The sequence below is a fragment of the Halobellus clavatus genome (assembly GCF_900107195.1).
Taxonomy (GTDB): domain Archaea; phylum Halobacteriota; class Halobacteria; order Halobacteriales; family Haloferacaceae; genus Haloquadratum; species Haloquadratum clavatum.
Map to the genome: position 1 here is coordinate 239,599 of NZ_FNPB01000005.1, position 19,964 is coordinate 259,562.

The following is a 19,964-nucleotide window of genomic DNA, read 5'->3' on the forward strand; positions in this document are numbered from 1 at the left end:
CCCGCGCACGCGATACGAGAATAGGTACCTCAGTGCCATTCTACACGCTTCTCAATTATCTTTACTGAGTACCCCGAGCTCTGGATAACATTTATTAGGTCTTGGTATATTGTTCATTAGCAAGGCGGCAACGGTAGTCAAGATGTCGCCGGATGGAGACTGAACCAATGGCAAACACCTACGTCGGCGCAATCGACCAGGGGACCACTGGCACGCGGTTCATGGTATTCGACCACAGTGGCCAGGTCGTCGCCAACGACTACGAGAAGCACGAACAGATCTACCCGAACCCCGGCTGGGTCGAGCACGACCCCGTCGAGATCTGGGAGAACACACAGGAAGTCGTCCAGAACGGCCTCAAGCACGCGGGCATCGACGCCTCGCAGCTGGAGGCGCTCGGGATCACGAACCAGCGGGAGACGACGATCGTCTGGGACAAAGAGAGCGGCAAGCCCGTCCACAACGCTCTCGTCTGGCAGGACCGCCGAACGACCGACCGCGTCGAGGAACTCGAAGACGAGGACAAAGTTGATTGGATCCGCGGAAAGACCGGCCTCGAAGCCGATGCGTACTTCTCGGCGACGAAGACCGAGTGGATCCTCGACAACGCCGAGCCCCTGAAGCTCGATCACGCCCGCACGGACAGCCTCCGCACCCGTGCCGCCGACGGTGAACTGCTGGTGGGTACCATCGACGCCTGGCTCATCTACAACTTGACGGGCAACCACATCACGGACGTCACGAACGCCTCGCGGACGATGCTGTACAACATCCACGACCTCGAGTGGGACGACGAACTGCTCGAGGAGTTCAACGTCCCCGAGAACATGCTCCCCGAGGTCCGTCCCTCCTCGGACACGGAGTACTACGGCCACACCGACGCCGACGGCTTCCTCGGCGAGGAGATTCCCGTCGCTGGCGCGCTCGGCGACCAGCAGGCCGCGCTGTTCGGTCAGACGTGTTTCGATGCGGGCGACGCGAAGAACACCTACGGCACGGGCTCGTTCTACCTGATGAACACCGGCAACGAGGCCGTCGAATCCGACCACGGACTCCTCACGACGATCGGCTTCCAGATGTCCGGCGAACCCGTCCAGTACGCGCTGGAGGGGTCGATCTTCGTCACCGGCGCGGCGATCGAGTGGCTCGAAGACGTCGACCTGATCAACAACGCCGCCCAGACGGCCGAACTGGCTCGGTCGGTCGATTCCACTGACGGCGTCTATATGGTCCCGGCGTTCACTGGACTCGGCGCGCCGCACTGGGACGGCCGCGCCCGCGGAACCATCGTGGGAATGACACGCGGCACGGGCAAAGAGCACCTCGTCCGTGCCACCCTCGAGTCGATCGCCTACCAGACGCGCGACATCGCAGAAGCGATGGAGGCCGACTCCGGCGTCGACACCACGACGCTCCGCGTCGACGGCGGCGCGGTCAAAAACAACTTCCTCTGTCAACTCCAGTCCGACATCATCCAGACGGATATCGCCCGCCCGCAAGTCGACGAGACGACGGCCCTGGGGTCCGCGTACGCGGCCGGACTCGCGGTGGGCTACTGGGACAACATCGATCAACTCCGCTCGAACTGGCAGGTCGACCGCGAGTTCGAGCCGGAGATGGAGAGTGACGAAGCGGACCAACTGTACAGCAAGTGGGGCGAAGCGGTCGATCGCTCGCTCGATTGGGCTCAGGAGGAATAATCGATGGTCGACGCACTCCTCCAGATTCCGCTCCTCGGGATGGAAGTCGAACCGTTCCTCGTACTGCTCGTGACGGCGCTCGCCGGCGGCGCGTTCGGCGCGGCGCTGGGTGCCCTCCCCGCGTTCATCTTCACGGGCTTCGTCGTGTTCCTCGGCGAGGGACTCGCGATCCTCCAGCGGGAGATCGGCACCATCGAGGCCGTCCCGCAGGGTGAACTCGCCGCCGGCGTGACCGGCGTCATTGGCTTCGGTGCGATCACCGGTCCGCACATCGCGTTCGCCGGCGGCGTCGCCGCGTCCGCGTACGCGGGCAAAAAGTATCCCGAGATGTCGCCAGACGGCTGGGACTACCACTTCGGGAAGAACATCCTGTACGCGTTCGGCACCAAGCCCGACATCCTCGCAGTCGGCGCAGTCTTCGGTGCGCTGGGGATGCTCATCGCCCGGTTCTCCGGTGCGATCGGCCTCCCCACTGACGGTATCGCGCTCTCGGTCGTCCTCACGGCCGTGATCGCCCGTGTCGCCTTCGGCTACCCCCTCGTCGGCAAGGCGGCCGGATCGAGTCTCCTCGATATGTCGCCGTTCGAGCGCGAGGAGAAGCGCGCAGCGACCGACGGCGGCGAGGTCGCAGCCGAACACGCCGATCGCCTCGCGACCGAACCGTGGCTCCCGCACCAGTACAAGTGGTCGGGCGTCACCGCCATCGGGCTGGTCGCCGGCGTGCTCGCGGGCTACATCTGGCTCCAGACGCAGAGTATCTTCCTCGGGTACGCCATCTCCGCGATGAGTCTGCTCTTCCTCCAACTCGGGGTGGAGAAGATTCCGGTGACGCACCACATGACGCTCATCGGTGCCGTCGGCGCGGTCCTCTTCCTCCCGGCGACGGGCAGCCAGTTCGTGGCGCTCCTCGCCGCGGGGATCTTCGGCGCGATCAGTGCGATCCTCGGGGAGTTCACCCAGCGGATTATGTACTCCCACTCGGGGACCCACGTCGACCCGCCGGCGATGGCCATCGCGATCGCGATGCTCTTCGTGGGCATCCTCTACCTGCTCAATCTGCTGCCCAACGCCGGCTACCTGGGGCTCTAACCCCTCACCTGGGGTCCGATCGCACGTCGCTGCGTCGCGGTCGGGTACCCAGTCTCTTTTTATCCTGTAGTTGCTATCGCCAATAATCAATGCGGGAGGATCGGTCGGTGACGGCGTCGGACCGACCGACGGCGAACTGGTCGGTCTCCCCGACGATCGTTCGCCGACCTCGACGACCGACGCGACACTAAAGATATGGATCTCGACGCGCGGATCAAACGACGACAAGGGCACGACGAGGGACAGCGGCTCATCCAGAGCTACGAGTCGCTCTCGCCGGCGGCTCACATCGAAGAGCCATCGGACCGCGGTCCCATCTTCGAGCGGCTCCTTGATCACCTCGATCCCGTCTTCGACGGGACGCTGCCGCCGAACGCGTACGTCCACGGGGCGTTCGGCTCCGGTAAATCGGCCATCGTCACGGCGCTCTTCACCCATCTGAACCGGCTCTCGACGCAGACCGGCTCTGTCATCCACACGAGCACTCGGGCGGCCTCGCCGACGATCCCCGAGTTCGTCTACCTGGATATGCGCGAGACGGTCAGCGAGTTCGCCTTCTACCACCGGATTCTCGACGCCTGCATCGAGGAGACGGTCCCGCAGCACGGGATCAGCACCGACGAACTCCGCCAGCGACTGCACGAGGCCCTCAACCAGTGGTACGCTGGGGTCGTCCTCGCGATCGACCACGTCGACGAACCCGAGAGCATCGGGACGGCGACGCTCGTAGATCGGCTGTCGGGACTGCCGAGCAACGTGAGTTGGCTCGCGATCAGCCGCACGCCCCCCGCAGAGACTGACCTGACCACTTACACTGCCACGTCGATCGAGATCGACAGCTACCAGCGGCAGATGCTTGTCGACGTGTTGATGACCCGCGCTTCGGCGGGGCTCACCCAGCAGGCGCTGGATCACGAACTCGCCCGCGAGATCGCCGAGTGGGCCGAGGGCAACGCACACGACGCGCTGGCGGCGCTCTTCATCGCCGCCGATCGGGCGAACCGGGACCGACGGACCCGACTCCTCGACACCGACGTCACTGCGGCGATCGACGAGATCCCTCGACCTTCGGTGTCGATGGCGCGGGTACAGGCGCTCCCGGAGAACAAACAACTCGTGCTCCGAGAACTGGTGGACCTCTCGGCGGAAGACCGGGCGTCCGTCGCCGCGACGACCGACGCCATCAGCGGCAGTCCCGGACTCGACCTCTCGCGCGGGACGGTCAAGCGCTTCCTCTATGAGATGGCCGAAATCGGCATCGTCGACCGGGTCCAGGCGGAGGGGCACAGCGGCAAGGGACGACCGCCGAGCCGCGTCGAACTCCGGTTCCCCGCCACGCTGTTCCGCCGCCTGTACGACCTTCGACAGGAATCGACCGTCGTCCCCGCCGAACTCTGAGCGCCGCCTCCGCCGATCCCCCGCCGCAGTCACGGGGCCGACGGCCGACAGTATAATTATGGCGTGGCTCCGTGACACGTACGTCAGCGCCCGGTACCGTCCGCCGTCACGGACTCCCCGCCGGTCCGAGGACGCCGACGGCCGTTCCCGGGCCACCTCGACAGTCCACATCCCATCGATGAACCGACAGTCGCTGTACTTCACCGACCCCTACGAGACGGCGATCAGAGGGACCGACGTCGAACCGGCCGCGGACGAGGTGTGCGTCGAGACGCGCGTCTCGGGCATCAGCGCCGGAACGGAACTGCTCATCTACCGCGGTGAGGCCCCGACTGACCTCGCGGCCGATGAGACACTCGACACGCTCGACGGCGATCTCTCGTTCCCGCTCCGGTACGGCTACGCGGCCGTCGGCGACGTCGTGGCCGTCGGCGACGCAGTCGACGACGACTGGCTCGACCGGACGGTCTTCGCGTTCAATCCACACGAGACCCGCTTCGCGGTCCCGAAAGAGCTGGTGATCCCGGTACCCGAGACGGTCGCGCCCGAGGAGATGGCGCTGTTTCCGTCCGTCGAGACCGCCACGTCGCTGGTGCTCGACGGTCGCCCCCGGGTCGGCGAGGACGTCGTCGTATTCGGGGCGGGCGTGGTCGGCCTGTGCACGATCGGGATCCTCTCGGCGTTCCCGCTGGATCGGCTCGTCGTGGTCGAACCCATCCCCGAGCGCCGCGACCACGCTCGCGAGTTGGGCGCGGACGTCGCCATCCCGCCGGCGGAACTCGACGCGGTCCTCGACCGTCCGGACGCCGACCGCGACGGCGTGGATCTGGTGTACGAACTCTCGGGGCAGCCAGCGGCACTCGACGATGCCGTCGGGGCCGCGGGCTACGACAGTCGAGTCGTCGTCGGCTCGTGGTACGGTGCAAAGCCCGCGATGCTCGATCTCGGGACAGACTTCCACCGCGACCGCATCTCGTTCGAATCGAGTCAGGTGAGCACGCTCGCTCCGGAGACGCGTGGTCGGTGGACGAAAGCTCGGCGTGCGGAAACTGCGCTCGATCGCCTCCGCGAACTCGACCTCGCATCGCTCATCACGCACCACGTCCCCTTCTCGGACGCATCGGAGGCCTACCGGCTGCTCGACGACCGCGAGGACGGGGTCCTTCAGGTGCTCTTGACGTACGCCGACGCCGAGTAGTACCGATGCCGTCGTCACCCGTCGAACAGATCCGTTCGAACAGCCATCGAGACTCCGTTACGATCTATCGACTATGACCCACGAACCGTCGTCCGACGCCGTCTCGCCCACTCCCCACGCCCACGGGGACACGTACCACCTGGCCGTCCAGCGCGACTTCGTCGCCCAGCACTTCCTCACGGTCCCCGACCCGGGCCCGGAGGGCGACGTTCACAGCCACCACTTCACCGTCGCAGTCCGATTCTCGGGGCCGGAACTCGGCGAATACGGCTACCTGGTCGACATCGACGCCGTCGACTCGATCCTCGACGACCTGGAAGCCCGCTACCGCGACGCGCTCTTGAACGATCTCCCGGAGTTCGCGGATCTGAACCCCAGCGTCGAACACTTCGCGCGCCTGTTCGGTGACCGCGTCGCCGACGCGCTAGCGGACCCGACGCCGACGGGGCTGACGGTCCGGATGTGGGAAGACGACGTGTCGTGGGCGAGTCACTCCCGCACCCTCTCGGACTGACCCCGCCGGATGACGCACGCCCGCCCTCGGTATCTCGAATCGAAACGGTCGGTAGACGACCGGGCACTGTCGCGGTCGGTCCGTGATCGGCTCCTCGCGGAACTCCCGTCCGACCCGCGGGTCTTCGAGGCCGGTTGCGGTACGGGTGTCACCGTCCCGCGGCTCTGCTCGTGGGGCGTCGACGCAGGTCGGTATCGGGGCGTCGATACGGACCAGCGGATCACCGCGTTCGCCCGGGCGGTCCGCCCCCGAGAACTCCGGCGCGCGGGATACGCCGTCGACAGCGCTCCGGCCGCTGACGATACGTCGGCACCGCACGCGGCTCGCGATGGCAACGACGGGCCCGATTTCACCGTCGCTGACCTCTCGGTCCGCTTCGAGACCGGTGACGCGCTCGCGACGCTCGAGTCGCCGTCGACGACCGACTACGACCTCGTCGTCGCACAGGCGTTCGCCGACCTCGTCTCTCTCCCGCGCCTGGTGTCAGCCGTCGAGTCGGCGCTCCGACCGGGTGGGCTCGCCTACGTTCCGATCACGTTCGACGGGGGGACGATCTTCCAGCCCGATCACCCTGCCGACGACGCGGTCGAACGGGCGTACCACGCCGCCATCGACGCCCGGCCGGGGCGCGACACCCGCGCGGGACGACACCTGGTGGATCTGCTCGGCCGCCGCGACGGCGACCTCCTCGCGGTCGACGGGTCGGACTGGATCGTCCGGCCACACAGCGGAGGGTATCCGGCCGACGAGCGGTACTTCGTCTCGCGGATTCTCGCGTTCGTCGCCGACGCGGTTCCGGCAGCACCGGTCGATGTGCCCAACTTCGAAGAGTGGCTCGCGACGCGGCGTGCGCAGTTGGCCGCGGGGACGCTGACGTACGTCGCTCACCAGTACGACCTGCTCTATCGCTCTCCGGAGCAGCCGTGACCGACTCCGCTGACCGGTACGTTCTTCTGTCGTTCCGGGAAAGAACAGAGCGGTATGCCGCTCTTAGGCCTCCTCGAACACTCTCCCCTCGTCGACGTGCTTCTCATCATCGTCGCGACCGCGTTCATCTGGCTCGGGAGCGGCTGGCTCGAGAGGTCTGCTGAACGGCTCTCGGCGTACTACGGCCTCCCGGCGGTGGTGCAGGGCTCGATCGTCGTCGCCATCGGATCCAGTTTTCCGGAGCTCTCGAGCGTCGTCTTCGCCGCGCTGGCGGGCGTCTTCGATATGGGGGTCGGGGCGATCGTCGGCTCGGCCATCTTCAACATCCTCGTCATCCCGGCGCTCTCGGGACTCGTGTCGGATCAGCCGCTGGAGACCAATCGCACGCTTGTCTACAAAGAAGCGCAGTTCTATATGATCGCGGTCTCGGTCATCGTCATCACCTTCGCGCTGGCGGTGATCTACGTCCCGGTTTCCGGCGGGCCGCCGCTCGTCGGCCAACTCACCCGGCCGCTCGCGTTACTCCCGCTCGCCCTCTACGGGCTCTACATCTTCATCCAGTGGCAGGACGTCAGCGACCACGACGGCGAGCGGATCGACGACGGCGTTCCGGTGGTCCGGCGCTGGCTTATGCTCGCGGGGGGACTCCTCGTCATTCTGCTCGCGGTCGAGCAGATGGTCGGAAGCGTGGAATCGCTCTCGCACACCTTCGGCGTCCCCGACTTCCTCGCGGGCGTCACGGTTCTCGCCGCCGCGACGAGTCTCCCGGATCTGCTGGTGAGCGTCCGCTCGGCCCGCGACGGCAACAGCGTCACCAGCGTCGCGAACGTCCTGGGATCGAACACGTTCGATCTCCTCGTCGCGATCCCGATCGGCGTCCTCATCGTCGGGACCATTCCGATCGACTTCGCGACCGCCGTGCCGATGCTGGGGGTTCTGACGCTCGCGACGGTGCTTCTCTTCGGCGTGCTCCGGACTGACCTCTCGCTCACCGACGGCGAGGCCGCCCTGCTCGCGCTAAGCTATCTGCTGTTCGTCGCGTGGGTCGTCGCCGAGACGCTCGGCGTGACGCAACTGATCCGATGAGGGCCACAGAATACCATACGAACACAATACTCGAAAAATAAATACTTCTCCGGCATAGACTCGCTCATATGCGACGATCGACCGGCCGCCACCACCACCCTCGTCGGGAGGACGTATGAGTCGGGAGCCGACAGTCCGCGCGCACCGCGGCTTTGCGGGACAGTTCCCCGAGAACACCGTCGCCGCGGCGGAGGGAGCAGTCCGACTCGGCGCCGACGCCATCGAGATAGACGTGATGCCGACAGCCGACGGCGACGTGGTCGTGTTTCACGACCCGCGACTCGACAGCGGACCGGACAGCCGCGGGATCACCGATGAGACCGGCTTTGTCTGGGAACGATCGACCGACGCTGTGACCGAAGCGCGGGTGCGCGGGAGCGACGCGACCGTGCCGCTGCTCTCGTCGATCGTGGACGCGGTTCCGCCGGACGTTGTGCTCTCGATCGAACTGAAGAACCCCGGTACGGCCGACATCCACCCGGACGAGGCGTTCGCGTCGCCGGATCGCATTCCGAACCGCGAACGGTGGCGCTCGTTCGTCGCCGACGTCGTTGACGTCGCGTCCGGCGCTGACAACCCAGTCCAGTACTCGTGCTTCTGTGAGGGCGGACTGAGCGCCCTGGCGGACTCGGACATCGAGGGAGGACTCGCCGTCCCGTTCTGGCGGGACGTCGAGACCGGCCTCGAACTCGCTCACCGGTACGACCCCGACGCGCTCCACGTCCCGTTGTCGATGCTGGTCGGCACAGCACGCTTCGACGCCGAGGCGCACGACGCGAGCGCGTTCGGTCCTCCCGGCGGTCCGGTCGCCTGGGCGGAGACGATCGACGCCGACGTCCTCGCCTGGACCGTGCAGACGTGGTGGGAGGCGCGGGCCGCCGTCGAAGCGGGGTGTGACGGATTTTTCGCCGATTACCCCGACCTCTATCGGACCGAGTGAGTGATGGTCGGCCCCGGACGAAGCCGCCGAAAAATATGTGTGATAAGTGGTAGATTCTTATTTCTGTTGCATACTGATCGTTTTCAGCATCGGGTTCCGGAGGATGATCATCAGCACCAGCGGGACCACGAGCGTCATCACGGCACCGGCCATAATCACGCCCCACAGGGGCTTGCCGGCCTGCGGTGAGAGCTGTGCGAGACCCGGCTGGATGACGCCCTTTGTCCGTTGGTCGTTGATGATGAGGAGCGGCCAGAGGTACTGATTCCACCCCCAGATGAACGCGATGGCGAACAGGCCGGCGATCATGCTCTTCGACATCGGGACCACGACCGAGAGGAGGAACCTGATCGGCCCGACCCCGTCGAGTTTCGCCTGTTCGACGAGCGAGTCCGAGATGGACTTGAAGTGCTGTCTGAGCAGTAGGATCGACGTCGCGCTCGCCATATACGGGAGGATCAGCCCCGGGCGCGTATTGACGAACTTGGGATCGAAGGCGAGCCGGTAGAACGAGGTGTCGAAGACCAACTGCCAGTCGTTGCCCGCGACCATCAGTTCGTACATCGGTACGATCCGGACCGGAACCGGCAGTGCGAGGGTGAAGAGGATCAACAGCAGGATGAGCCGCTTGAACGGCAGGCTGTAGTAGACGAGCGCCATCGCGGCGAGCAGCGAGATGCCGACCTTCCCGATCCCGATCGCCAGCGCCATAACGAACGAGTTGATGAGGTACGTATCGAAGTTGTGGACGGTCAGCGCTTCGACGTAGTTACTGAGCCCGTCGGCACCGACACCGACGAGCGACGTCTGGACGATCCGGAACGCCGGCTGCGTGCTCATTAGCAGTGCGAAGATGATCGGGAGGCTGAGCACGAACAGCGCGACGACGAGCGTCAGGTGCAGTCGGAGCTGACTCCCGAAGCGTTGTTCGAACTGCGTGAGTCCCGGCAGCGACGACTGGCGTTCGCTCGCCATCTCAGGCACCTCCGTAGTGGGCGAACTTGTCCGAGATCCACAACTGGATTCCGGTCAGCCCGCCGACGATCACGAACAGCACGATCGACTTCGCCGACGCGCGGCCGATCAGACCGTCGGAGAAGGTGGCGTAGATGTCGTAGATCAGGATATTCACCGTGTTGCTTGGGCCTCCCTGCAACACCTCGATGATCGGATACGTCAGGAAGAAGGAATTTGCCGTGTTGACGATCGTGAGGAACGCCAGCGTCGGCGAGATCATCGGCACGTAGACGAACAGGAGCTTCTTGACCCATCCGAGGCCGTCCAAGCGCATCGTCTCGTTGATGGTCTCGGGGATGTTGCCGAGCGCGGCCACCATGAAGATGATATTGTAGCCGATGAGCTTCCAGACGCCGCCGGAGGCGACGAATACCCACGCCCACAGCGGGTTGGTGGTGTAATCGAGGTTGAGGCTGATACCCACGAGGCCGAGCACGCCGCGGAGCGTCTCGGTGAAGATCCCCACCGAGGGGTTGAACAGCGTCTTCCAGAGCGTCGCCGTCACCGCGAACGACAGCGCGTAGGTGAAGATCGCTGCGACAAGGTAGAACGACTGGTACGTCTCCATCCGGTAGATGAGGAGGCTCACGAGCAGTCCGAGCACCATCGAGATGCTCACGACGATGCCCGCGTAAGCGAAGCTCGCACCGACCGAATACTGGAAGTCGGGGTTGGTCGCGAGCGTCGTGAAGTGCTGCCACCCGTATTCGGTGCTTCGGGCGCCGAACCCGATCGTCTTCTGTCGGCTCAACTGGAGCGCGCGCACCAGCGGCCAGTAAAAGAAGGCACCGACGGCGACGATCGTCGGTACCAGGAGACCGACCGCCTGCCACTTCTTCTGGTAGGCTTCCATAGCGCGGTCACCTCGCTCCGACGACACCCGTTCCGGCTGCACCGGTATCCTCGGTCGCGGGGCGCGCGACGTCCGTCCTCGACCCCGGCGACATTAGAGGTCCCGTCGTTCGTAGAACTGCAGCTGCTCTTCGGCCGTCGAATCGAGGTCGGATAGCGCGTCGTCGACGCTCTTCCCCTGCCACATATTGTCTGTCTCGTCGACGACGGCCGTGGCGGTCCGCGGGAGCGTTCCCGAGAACACCCCACCGGTCGCGGGGCCCGGCGTCCAGGCTTCGAGCTGGTCGAACGACGTCCGATAGAGCGGGTTCTCCTCGAAGAAGCCCTGTTCTTCGAGGACGTCCACGGAGCCGCTGTGCGCCGGGAAGTACCCCGTCGACTTGGAATAGAGCGCCTGCTGTTCGGCACCGGTCATATTCCGAAGGAACTTCCGGATCGCATCCCGCTCAGCGTCGGTACGACTGTCCTTCTTCGTCACCCAGACCTGGGCGCCGCCCGCGGCGTGGCCGTTGTGTTCCTCGTTGGGGGTCGGCAGGCGACCGACGCCGATCTCGATGCCCTGCTCCCGGAAGCCGCCGAGGAGGTAAGCCAGTCCGCCGGAGGAGTTCATATGCATCGAGGCCTGCCCCTGGCTGAACGCCTTCTCGGAGGCGCCCCAGTCGTTCTTGCCGGGGTAGTGATACAGGTCACCGAGGTCGTTCATCCACCAGTCGTAGAGGGTCCGGGCCGCCTCGCTGTCGAAGTAGGTCTCCGTCGGCTCGCCCTCCATCCCGTTTCGCTCGTTGAAGTACACCTGGCCCTGCTCGGCCATCCAGCTCATCGGCCACCAGTTCACGTTCGGCCAGCTTATGCCGCTGTCGGCGACCCCCTCGTCGACGATCTGCTGGGAGTACTGCCGCACCTCCTCGAAGGTTGTCGGCGGCTGTTCGGGGTCGAGGCCGGCCTCCCTGAAGTGGTTCTTGTTGTAGTACAGCAGGATCTGTGAGTTGTTGAACGGCAGCGACCAGGTGGTGCCCTCGACGGTTGACCAGGCCCGCCCCGCACCGAGGTACTGCGAGCGGTCCAGGTCGGGCATCAGGTCCCCGATCGGCGTGAAGAATCCGGTGTCGCGAGCGAGGATGGTCGCGTTCTTGCCGAGGTGAGCGATGTCGGGGGCGTTCCCCGCCTTCGCCGCCGTGAACACGGCACTCCGCGATTCCGCGTAGGAACCCTGAGCCGACCAGTCGACGGTGATGTCCGGATGCTCGTCCTCGAAGTTCGAGATCATCGTCGAGAACGTATCCTCGTAGTAGCCGCCCCACGCCGGCCAGAAGGTGATCGTCGTGCCTCCGCTGTCGACTTCGCCTGTCGTGGTACCAGTCGCCGTGTCGTCGCCGCCTGACTCCGTCGCGGTCGAGCCGCCGCCGTCGCCTTCGGAGCCGCTGTTTCCGCTGCAGCCCGCGAGTGTGGCGGCCACAGTGAGTCCGCCCGCACGGAGGAATTTTCGGCGTGACGCCTGTCCAGTCGGTGTGTGCTCGTCCGACATATGTCGTGTGAACAAATCCCGCTACTTAAAATCACTGTTACTACACCCCTTAGTTATGTGACGTGGACACGGGCTCCGTCGGCGACGCCGCCGCGCGGCCCTCTGGCGCGCTGGCGGAGTGATAGAACACCTCCTCGGTCTCGGCGTCGAAGAGGTGGATCCGGTCCGGGTCACACACGAGTGAGAGCGTCTCTCCGACCGACACCGACGTGTGTGCATCCAGCTGTACTTTGGCCGCTTGGCCGGCTATCGTCCCGTACACCAGCATCGAGTTGCCCAGCGGCTCTGTCGTGTCTACCGTCATCGAGAGCGCCGACGCGTGCTCGTAGGTCGCGGTGCGTTCGAGGTGGAGGTCCTCGGGTCGGACACCGAAGACCGCCTCCGTCCGTTCGTCGGGGATCGTCTCGTCGGCGGCGTCGAGTTCGATCCGGAACCCTCCCTGGCCGTCGCGGCGTTCGATGTAGCGGTCGTCGCCGTCAGCCCCCACCGACACCGGGAGGAGATTGATCGTGGGCGAGCCGATGAATTCGGCGACGAACCGGTTCTGCGGGAAATCATAGAGCGTCTGCGGCGAGTCGACCTGCTGGATCTCGCCGTCCTGCAGCACCACCACGCGGTCGCCGAGCGTCATCGCCTCGGTCTGGTTGTGCGTGACGTACACCGTGGTCGCGCCGAACTGCTGGTGGAGTTGGTCCAGTTCAGTCCGCATCTCGGTCCGGAGCTTCGCGTCCAGGTTCGCCAGCGGCTCGTCGAGTAAGAGGACGTCGGGGTCCCGGATCAACGCTCGACCGAGGGCGACCCGCTGCCGCTCGCCGCCGGAGAGTTGGCTCGGCATCCGATCGAGCAGGTCGGTGATCCCGAGCGTCTCGGCGGCGTCCTGCACCCGTTCATCGATCTCGCCGTCGCTGTAGGAGTCATCACCCGCGTTGATTCCGAACACCATATTCCGGCGCGCACTCATATGCGGGTACAGCGCATAGTTCTGGAACACCATCGCGACGTTCCGATCTTTCGGTTCGATATCGTTCATCAGTTCATCCCCGAAGTAGAGTTCGCCGTCGGTGATGTCTTCGAGCCCCGCGATCATCCGCAGGGTCGTGCTCTTCCCGCACCCGCTCGGGCCGACGATGACCACGAACTCGCCGGCCTCGATCTCGAGATCGATGGCGTCGACCGCGGTGAGCGATCCGTACTGCTTCGTTACCTCCCGCAATGAGAGCGGCGTCTGCGAAGCCGTATCCATACGCCTGGTGTGGCGTGTTGCCAAATATAACCTTTGGGGTATATCAGCCCAACCGGGCTCTGTCGACCATCGAATCCCCGCAGACGGTCGTCTTCCCGTTTATTTCACCAGGTACTGGGTGATCTGACCAGAAAAATTAAGTAAAAATGTGAGCATCGTTATCACGGGTGCTTGCTATGTCAGGAGACGATACCCTATTCGTCCGTGAAGCGACGGGACTAGTCAGAGATTGGTCCTCGTTCGATGCAGGAATCTACGCATTCCTGTCAGTGAACATCGTCACCTTGGGCTTCTACATATGGACGTTCAACGCGTTCATTCCGCAAGGAAGCCCGATTTTGGCGACGATCATCTCGATTGTCGCAATTACGCTACAGAACGTCGTGTATGCGACCCTCGTCGCGTCGATGCCGCGTGTCGGCGGCGACTACGTCTGGCAGAGCCGATTGCTCTCCGGATTCTGGGGCTTCCTGCTCTCGTGGCCCGGTTGGGTATTCATCCTCTGGTTGTGGGTGCCGATTTACGGGTCGATCCTCTCGTGGCTCGTGCTCGGCCCGGTCTCGGCACTGTTCGGATTCGTCGAGCTGGCGAACTTCTGGAACTCCAGCCTCGGGTTGTTCACCTCGTCGATGATCGTGGTCGCGTTCGCGTTCATCTACGTCAGCCTCGGGATGAAGTGGTACGCCCGGATCCAGCAAACGCTCTTCTACGTGGGCGTGGCCGGCCTGCTCATCTTCATCGGCGGGCTCCTCACGACGAGTCCCTCGGCGTTCCAGTCGACGTTCAACAGTCAGATGAGCACGTGGGGGATGGATCTCACGTACAACGGGATCATCGAAGGGACCTCCGTGAGTTTCGCGCCACTGGTGAGCTTCAACTGGGGCGCGAGTTACAAACTCTTCCCGATGCTCCTGTTCTGGATAATGTGGACCGTCTGGGGTTCGACCCTGTTCGGTGAGGTCCGCGAGGCCGGCGAGTTCAAGAAGATGTTCGGCGTCTTCGAGGGAGCGCTCATCGCGGCGGGCGTACTCGCGATGCTCCTCTGGCCGCTGTTCGACTCTGCGGTCGGATACACGTTCTACCAGGCGCTGAACTACAACTACTTCGTCGGCGCGGGCGCCCAGCAGTGGCTCTCCTCGCCGACGACGATCGCCGCTATCGCGATGGGTAACGGCGTCCTGGCGAAACTGATGGCGATCCTGATGGGCGGATGGTTCTTCGCGTGGTCCGGCACGGTGTTCCTCTCGTCGACGCGTGTGATCTTCGCGACGGCGTTCGATCGGACGATCCCGGAGATCTTTGCGGAGGTGAAAGGCCGCTACAACACGCCGATCTACGCCATCCTGCTGATGGTGATTCCCGCGACCATCCTGACGGTGCTCTACTTCTTCGCGCCCGGCTTCCAGACGCTGACGCTGGCGGCGACCTTCGCAATCGCCGTCACGTACCTCGGGACGACGGTTGCGTGTATGCTGTTCCCGTGGCGCCGCCCCGAGTTGTTCTCGAAGAATCCGGTCTCGAAGTACGAAATCGCCGGCGTGCCGCTCGTCTCGATTGTCGCGGGGGTGTACGTCGTGATCCTGCTATCGGTGTTCTACCTCTGGGCGACTGAGAGCGTCTATGGACTCAATAACACCACGTCGATCGCGTTCCTCGGGGCGCTCTACTTGCTTGCGGCGGTCCTCTACGTCGGAATGAAATACTACCGCGCTCAGGAGGGTGTCGACCTCGACAACCTCCACTCGGAGATCCCGCAGGACTGACTGACGATCTCTCTTTTTTTTGTCGCTGTGAAACCGACCGGGACGGAGATTCCTCGATCGAAGCACGTAGCAGTTGAGACGCAGAATCAGCCGAGTTCAGGCCGCCTGTACCACTGTTTGTGTTCGCCGACGATCGACCGGAGCTTCCACCGAAGCGACTTCGAGCGGCCGTTAATCGCGGTTCGGAGCGCGCCGATCCGGTCGTGGATCTGTCTTTCGTCGATCGGGAGTTCCTCGTTTTCGACGTACTCCTCCACACGGTCGAGACTGTAGGTCACGGTGCGCCACAGTCCCCAGTCGTTCCCGCAGAGGTCGGCGATGTACTCCGGATCGATTCGCTCCGTGTCGTCGCTCGACTCGACGGGGTGGTCTGTGAGCATCGCGAGGATGTCGCGTACGTCGCGGTCGCTGACCTCGACGATCTGGAGTTTCGAAAGCAGTAGGTCCTCGATGGGGACTGTCGGATAGTCGATATCGATCCGATCCCGCAACCCCCAGGCGTGACAGAAGTCGAATCGATCGATGATGTAATCGGCCTTGCGCTCGTTGACCGGATCGAAGAACTCCAGTCGAAAGCGGCGCATCGTGTTGAACCGCTCTTTGGCCTCGTAACCCAGGTCTTTCATCATCTCTTCGACCTCCGCCTCCTCCTCGCGTGTGATGACGAAGTCGACGTCCCGATACCCGCGTTTGAATGGCTCTTCGCGGGCGCTCTCCGAGTGACGGTTGATCGCTGTGCCCCCGATGAGCCGCACGGTAAGCCCGCGATCGTCTGCGGTTTCGATGACTCGCTCGCCCTCCTCAATCGGGTCCGACAGTGGTTCGGTCTGACTCACGAGGGAATCACCTTGTTACGTGATAGCACCTCGGGATGCTATTTAGTTCTATCCCCTGACCAGACCAACCACGTCGACCTTCGGCTGGAGGTCGACGATAGCGCCCTGGAGCGAACCCTCGGAGTAGACGCTCCCGGGATTGATCGCGTCGGTGTCGCCGATTTTGGTGTGCCCACGTGACTCGTGGATGTGACCGTGCAGCGATAGCGGTGGCTGGTACTCCTCGATCACGTTCCTGACGGCCTCGCTACCGACTGGTTCGGTCGACTGCGCGCCGAACTTTGGTCTGAGTTCCTCGTCGAGTTCGGGTGCCTCGTCGAGTTGCGAATCGTACGGCGGTTCGTGGAAATTGAAGATCGCGCGGTCGTAGTCATCGATCCCCGAAACCACCCGTTCGAGACGGTCGCGGAGTTGCTCTTCCGGTTCCTCGCGGTCGGTGTCCCAGGGCGTCGGGTGCGTCCAGCCCGTACTGGCCATCTCGTAGCCCTCCCCGATATCGACGACTTCGCCTTCGACGAGGTCAATTTGTTCAGATTCCTGCCACACCTCGTCTATCTCGAAGGGGTCGTCGTTACCCGGACAGGCGTACACTGGGGTATCGTCGAGGCGCTCGTCGGCGAAGTCGATCCACTCGTGAATCCGCTCTTTCATCTTCGAGAGGAAAATCTCGTTCTGGCGTTCCTCGGCGTCGTCGGCGCTCTGGAGGTGCTCGTACTCCGATTCGTCCATCACGTACGGGTAGTAGCCCGTATTTTTCAGCGAATCGATGAACTCGTCGAGTTCGTCGTCGCTATCGATCGTATGCTCGTCGCCCTGACGCGAGTACGTGTACCTGTCTCCCTCGTCGACGATCGGGAAGATGGCCTTCCCGGTGGTGTCGCCGCCGAGGACCAAGACGTCGGCGTCGTAGAAGTCTGCGCTGTTGACGAACTTTCGCCAACAGGCGCTCGATCCGTGGACGTCCGTGGCGTAGAACAGGCGCGTCACGTCGGGATCCTTCTCCATCCCTGCCGTCTCGCCGGACCTCGACTCCTGATTGAGCTTCTCTTTCAACGAGGTGAGGACTCCCATAATGAGTTGTAATCTCTTGATTATAATACAAAAATCTTTGCTCGGTGACGGTGCACGACCAGCGACTTCGGCTGTGTTAGATCGTCGGGACGGTCGCCGTGCGTCGGTCCGATCAGTGAATCGAGTCTGCGAGAAGTCAGCCCGCTGGGGGTCTCACAGTTCGGGGTCGTCGAGATTCACGTACACGCTCTTTGTGCGCTGGTAGTGTTCGAGGGCCTCGAGGCCCAGATCCTTCCCGAAGCCCGACTGCTTGAAGCCGCCGTAGGGAGCCTCGGGGAGGATCGGTCCGTATTCGTTGACGTACACCAGGCCGGCGTCCAGGTCGTCTGCGGTCTGGTGCACTCGCGACGTCCGCTCGGTCCCGATGCCTGCAGCGAGCCCGTACCGCGTGTCGTTGGCTAATTCGATCGCCTCGTCGTAGTCCTCGAACGTCTGGATGGTCTGGACCGGCCCGAAGATCTCCTCGCTCCCGATCGTCATCTCGTTACTCACGCCGCCGAACACGGTTGGCTCGACGTACCAGCCCTCTGACAGCGCCGGGCCGTCCGGCGGTCCGCCGCCGGTGAGCAGTTCGGCTTCCGCTTTCCCGGTCTCGATGTACTCCATCACGGTCTCGAACTGGCGCTCGGAGGTCAGTGGGCCCATCGTCGTCTCCTCGGAGAGCGGATCCCCGAGCACGTACGACTCGGCCTGCTCGACAAATCGGTCGGTGAACTCTTCGGCGACCGATTCGTGGACGATCGCCCGTGAGAAGGCGTCGCAGATCTCGCCGGTGCTGTAGAAGATGCCGTCGGCGACCGCGTCGACCACCTTTTCCAGGTCGGCGTCGGGGAAGACGACGAACGGGGACTTGCCGCCGAGTTCGAGCGTTACCGGCGCGACTCGGTCGGCCGCCGCGCGCATCACGCCGCTGCCGACGTCGGTGCTGCCGGTGAACGAGACCTTCCGGACGTCGTCGTGTTCGGCGATCGCCTGCCCGACCTCGCTGCCCGAACCCGGGACGACGTTGAGCACGCCGTCGGGGAAGATTCCCGCCGAGAGCTGTGCCGCGCGGATCGTCGACAGCGGCGTGTCGCTGGCGGGCTTCAACACGCAGGCGTTGCCGGCGGCGAGCGCGGGGCCGAGTTTCCACGCGGCCGCCCACAGCGGGTAGTTCCAGGGGACGATCTGTCCCACGACGCCGTACGGTTCCCGGGTCGTATAGAGGTGGAGGTCCTCGCCGCCGGGGATCTCGCTGCCGCGCTGCCCTCGGCAGACCGACGCGTAGAACTCCAGGGTGTCGATCGCGCCCTCGACCTCACCACGCGCCTGTGAGATCGGCTTGCCGCAGTCCAGACACTCCAGTAGGGCGAGTTCCTCGGTGTGATCTTTCAGGACCTCGGCCCACTCGAACAGGCGAGCGGAGCGATCGCGTGCGCTCGCGGTCTCCCACTCGCAGTCGTACCCGCTCCACGCTGCCTCGACTGCCGCGTCGACGTCCGCGGCGTCGCTCTGCGGCACGTCGACGATGGGGCGGTCGATCACAGGGTCTTGGACTCCCCGCTTCGGGCCGCCCGTGCGCAGTTCGCCGCCGATCCACGCGCCGAACTCGGTGTCGGCCGTCGCCTCCTGCTGTTTCGAGAGGTGTCTCTGTACGATCGGACTGCCGTCTGACTGGGACCCGCTCATAGTGGTATTCCCCCGCAAAAAAACAAAAAGCTTCTCACGACCCTCGACTCCGGCCGACGCGAACAAGATAATATTGCTTAAAGGTACAATTTTATATATAACGTTAGTCGACTTGCGTACGGATGAGACGCAACAGCCACGACCAGCCGCGGAGTCGGACGGACAGAGCGGACGCACGCCCCGGGGAGTCGGGACGATGACTCTCGGCGAGTACACCCTCTCGTTCCCGATCTGGGTCGAGTTCGGGAACGGAACGAGCGAGCGAGCGGGCGAGGTAATCGACGCGAAGGGGTGGGAGAGCGCGCTGCTCGTCACCGATCAGGGAATCAGAGCGGCCGGTATTCTTGATGGCGTTGAGGCCTCGCTCGAAGCCGCAGGGATCGAGTACGCGGTCTACGACGAGGTCGAGCCCAATCCGACGACGGAGATGGTCACCGACGCCCTAGAGACGCTCACCGACGGCGGCTTCGACGTCGTCGTCGCGGTCGGCGGGGGCAGCGTCATCGACACGGCGAAGTGCGCGACGCTGCTGAAGACGAACGACGGGCCCCTTCCGGAGTACGAGGTGAACACGCCTGAAGACGTGACAGCCGGCAGTATCGAGAACCACACCCATCCGCTGATCACGATTCCGACGACGGCCGGGACCGGGAGCGAGGTGGACTACTGGGCGGTGATCACCGCTCCGGACCGTGAGTTCAAGATGGCGATCGGCCAACCGCCCCTGTACCCGGACGGCCCGTATCTCGGTGCCGACGTATCGCTCGTCGATCCGGAACTGACGGCGTCGCTCCCGCCGCGACAGACCGCCGCCACGGGATTCGACGCGTTCTCACACGCCCTGGAAAACCACGTCGCGGCGGGCGCGCCCGAACTGGTCAAGCCCTACACGCGGCACGTGATGGGGCTCGTCCCGGAGCACCTCCCAGACGCCTACGAAACGGGCGCGATGGAGGCCCGCGAACAGCTCCTGTTCGGGTCGCATATGGCGGGCTTCTGTGAGAACTTCGCCGGATTCGGAGCGATCCACTCGCTGGCGGAGGTGACCGGGGGAATGTATCCGGAGATTCCGCACGGCGAGGCGATCGCCGTGTTCACGCCGCCGGTGATGCGGTACAACCTCGAAGAATACCCCGC

Annotated in this window: 17 protein-coding genes; 10 read left to right on the forward strand and 7 right to left on the reverse strand. The window is 64.3% G+C overall.

Annotated features, from left to right (window positions below):
• Nucleotides 1-167: 167 nt before the first annotated feature.
• The 8 genes from glpK to BLU74_RS09810 all read left to right on the forward strand — a co-directional run bounded on the left by glpK (nucleotide 168) and on the right by BLU74_RS09810 (nucleotide 8,852).
• The gene (gene glpK, locus BLU74_RS09775; RefSeq protein ID WP_089767084.1) at nucleotides 168-1,700 is read left to right on the forward strand and encodes a glycerol kinase GlpK; all 1,533 of its coding nucleotides are present in this window, start codon (nucleotides 168-170) and stop codon (nucleotides 1,698-1,700) included.
• Nucleotides 1,701-1,703: 3 nt separating this feature from the next.
• Complete coding sequence (locus BLU74_RS09780) at nucleotides 1,704-2,789, forward strand: DUF7973 family transport facilitator (protein WP_089767085.1); 1,086 nt, start codon at nucleotides 1,704-1,706, stop codon at nucleotides 2,787-2,789.
• Between the two features lie 195 nt (nucleotides 2,790-2,984).
• Nucleotides 2,985-4,187 (forward strand): Cdc6/Cdc18 family protein, encoded by a 1,203-nt coding sequence (locus BLU74_RS09785; protein ID WP_089767086.1) that lies wholly within the window; start codon nucleotides 2,985-2,987, stop codon nucleotides 4,185-4,187.
• A 178-nt stretch (nucleotides 4,188-4,365) separates the two neighbouring features.
• Nucleotides 4,366-5,385, forward strand: a complete 1,020-nt coding sequence (locus BLU74_RS09790) for a zinc-dependent alcohol dehydrogenase (RefSeq protein ID WP_089767117.1) — start codon at nucleotides 4,366-4,368, stop codon at nucleotides 5,383-5,385.
• A 73-nt stretch (nucleotides 5,386-5,458) separates the two neighbouring features.
• The gene (locus tag BLU74_RS09795; RefSeq protein WP_089767087.1) at nucleotides 5,459-5,899 is read left to right on the forward strand and encodes a 6-pyruvoyl trahydropterin synthase family protein; all 441 of its coding nucleotides are present in this window, start codon (nucleotides 5,459-5,461) and stop codon (nucleotides 5,897-5,899) included.
• Nucleotides 5,900-5,908: 9 nt separating this feature from the next.
• Entirely contained in the window at nucleotides 5,909-6,826 is a 918-nt protein-coding gene (locus tag BLU74_RS09800; protein WP_089767088.1) for a class I SAM-dependent methyltransferase, read from the forward strand.
• 54 nt (nucleotides 6,827-6,880) lie between these two features.
• Nucleotides 6,881-7,912, forward strand: a complete 1,032-nt coding sequence (locus BLU74_RS09805; protein WP_089767089.1) for a sodium:calcium antiporter — start codon at nucleotides 6,881-6,883, stop codon at nucleotides 7,910-7,912.
• A 115-nt stretch (nucleotides 7,913-8,027) separates the two neighbouring features.
• Complete coding sequence (locus BLU74_RS09810; RefSeq protein ID WP_089767090.1) at nucleotides 8,028-8,852, forward strand: glycerophosphodiester phosphodiesterase; 825 nt, start codon at nucleotides 8,028-8,030, stop codon at nucleotides 8,850-8,852.
• A 57-nt stretch (nucleotides 8,853-8,909) separates the two neighbouring features.
• On the opposite strand, the gene BLU74_RS09815 is transcribed toward BLU74_RS09810, so the two are convergent.
• The 4 genes from BLU74_RS09815 to BLU74_RS09830 all read right to left on the reverse strand — a co-directional run bounded on the left by BLU74_RS09815 (nucleotide 8,910) and on the right by BLU74_RS09830 (nucleotide 13,489).
• A complete protein-coding gene (locus BLU74_RS09815; protein ID WP_089767091.1) occupies nucleotides 8,910-9,827 on the reverse strand; it encodes a carbohydrate ABC transporter permease in 918 nt (305 codons plus the stop codon).
• Nucleotide 9,828: 1 nt separating this feature from the next.
• The gene (locus tag BLU74_RS09820) at nucleotides 9,829-10,722 is read right to left on the reverse strand and encodes a carbohydrate ABC transporter permease (RefSeq protein WP_089767092.1); all 894 of its coding nucleotides are present in this window, start codon (nucleotides 10,720-10,722) and stop codon (nucleotides 9,829-9,831) included.
• A 93-nt stretch (nucleotides 10,723-10,815) separates the two neighbouring features.
• The gene (locus BLU74_RS09825; RefSeq protein WP_089767093.1) at nucleotides 10,816-12,246 is read right to left on the reverse strand and encodes an ABC transporter substrate-binding protein; all 1,431 of its coding nucleotides are present in this window, start codon (nucleotides 12,244-12,246) and stop codon (nucleotides 10,816-10,818) included.
• A 49-nt stretch (nucleotides 12,247-12,295) separates the two neighbouring features.
• Nucleotides 12,296-13,489 (reverse strand): ABC transporter ATP-binding protein, encoded by a 1,194-nt coding sequence (locus BLU74_RS09830; protein WP_089767094.1) that lies wholly within the window; start codon nucleotides 13,487-13,489, stop codon nucleotides 12,296-12,298.
• A 176-nt stretch (nucleotides 13,490-13,665) separates the two neighbouring features.
• Here BLU74_RS09830 and BLU74_RS09835 point away from each other — a divergent pair, with 176 nt between their 5' ends.
• On the forward strand, nucleotides 13,666-15,252 hold the full coding sequence (locus BLU74_RS09835; protein WP_089767095.1) for an APC family permease: 1,587 nt from the start codon (nucleotides 13,666-13,668) through the stop codon (nucleotides 15,250-15,252).
• An 86-nt stretch (nucleotides 15,253-15,338) separates the two neighbouring features.
• Here the strand turns inward: BLU74_RS09835 and BLU74_RS09840 are convergent, their stop codons facing one another.
• From BLU74_RS09840 to BLU74_RS09850, 3 genes are all read right to left on the reverse strand, one after another.
• Nucleotides 15,339-16,088, reverse strand: coding sequence for a hypothetical protein (locus tag BLU74_RS09840; protein WP_089767096.1), 750 nt, complete (start codon nucleotides 16,086-16,088; stop codon nucleotides 15,339-15,341).
• 48 nt (nucleotides 16,089-16,136) lie between these two features.
• Complete coding sequence (locus BLU74_RS09845; RefSeq protein ID WP_089767097.1) at nucleotides 16,137-17,159, reverse strand: metallophosphoesterase family protein; 1,023 nt, start codon at nucleotides 17,157-17,159, stop codon at nucleotides 16,137-16,139.
• A gap of 153 nt (nucleotides 17,160-17,312) precedes the next feature.
• Nucleotides 17,313-18,827: an aldehyde dehydrogenase family protein gene (locus BLU74_RS09850; protein WP_089767098.1), complete on the reverse strand. Its 1,515-nt coding sequence runs from the start codon at nucleotides 18,825-18,827 to the stop codon at nucleotides 17,313-17,315.
• A gap of 196 nt (nucleotides 18,828-19,023) precedes the next feature.
• Here BLU74_RS09850 and BLU74_RS09855 point away from each other — a divergent pair.
• Nucleotides 19,024-19,964 (forward strand): iron-containing alcohol dehydrogenase (locus BLU74_RS09855; RefSeq protein ID WP_089767099.1); only part of this gene is annotated, 941 nt, incomplete at its 3' end.

What these genes read in the sequence shown, in the direction of transcription:
- BLU74_RS09830 (WP_089767094.1), bottom strand. Translation starts at nt 13,489, where the DNA reads ATGGATACGGCTTCGCAGACGCCGCTCTCATTGCGGGAGGTAACGAAG.
- BLU74_RS09790 (WP_089767117.1), top strand. Translation starts at nt 4,366, where the DNA reads ATGAACCGACAGTCGCTGTACTTCACCGACCCCTACGAGACGGCGATC.
- BLU74_RS09810 (WP_089767090.1), top strand. Translation starts at nt 8,028, where the DNA reads ATGAGTCGGGAGCCGACAGTCCGCGCGCACCGCGGCTTTGCGGGACAG.
- BLU74_RS09795 (WP_089767087.1), top strand. Translation starts at nt 5,459, where the DNA reads ATGACCCACGAACCGTCGTCCGACGCCGTCTCGCCCACTCCCCACGCC.
- BLU74_RS09805 (WP_089767089.1), top strand. Translation starts at nt 6,881, where the DNA reads ATGCCGCTCTTAGGCCTCCTCGAACACTCTCCCCTCGTCGACGTGCTT.
- BLU74_RS09815 (WP_089767091.1), bottom strand. Translation starts at nt 9,827, where the DNA reads ATGGCGAGCGAACGCCAGTCGTCGCTGCCGGGACTCACGCAGTTCGAA.
- glpK (WP_089767084.1), top strand. Translation starts at nt 168, where the DNA reads ATGGCAAACACCTACGTCGGCGCAATCGACCAGGGGACCACTGGCACG.
- BLU74_RS09825 (WP_089767093.1), bottom strand. Translation starts at nt 12,246, where the DNA reads ATGTCGGACGAGCACACACCGACTGGACAGGCGTCACGCCGAAAATTC.
- BLU74_RS09850 (WP_089767098.1), bottom strand. Translation starts at nt 18,827, where the DNA reads ATGAGCGGGTCCCAGTCAGACGGCAGTCCGATCGTACAGAGACACCTC.
- BLU74_RS09800 (WP_089767088.1), top strand. Translation starts at nt 5,909, where the DNA reads ATGACGCACGCCCGCCCTCGGTATCTCGAATCGAAACGGTCGGTAGAC.
- BLU74_RS09780 (WP_089767085.1), top strand. Translation starts at nt 1,704, where the DNA reads ATGGTCGACGCACTCCTCCAGATTCCGCTCCTCGGGATGGAAGTCGAA.
- BLU74_RS09820 (WP_089767092.1), bottom strand. Translation starts at nt 10,722, where the DNA reads ATGGAAGCCTACCAGAAGAAGTGGCAGGCGGTCGGTCTCCTGGTACCG.
- BLU74_RS09845 (WP_089767097.1), bottom strand. Translation starts at nt 17,159, where the DNA reads ATGGGAGTCCTCACCTCGTTGAAAGAGAAGCTCAATCAGGAGTCGAGG.
- BLU74_RS09785 (WP_089767086.1), top strand. Translation starts at nt 2,985, where the DNA reads ATGGATCTCGACGCGCGGATCAAACGACGACAAGGGCACGACGAGGGA.
- BLU74_RS09835 (WP_089767095.1), top strand. Translation starts at nt 13,666, where the DNA reads ATGTCAGGAGACGATACCCTATTCGTCCGTGAAGCGACGGGACTAGTC.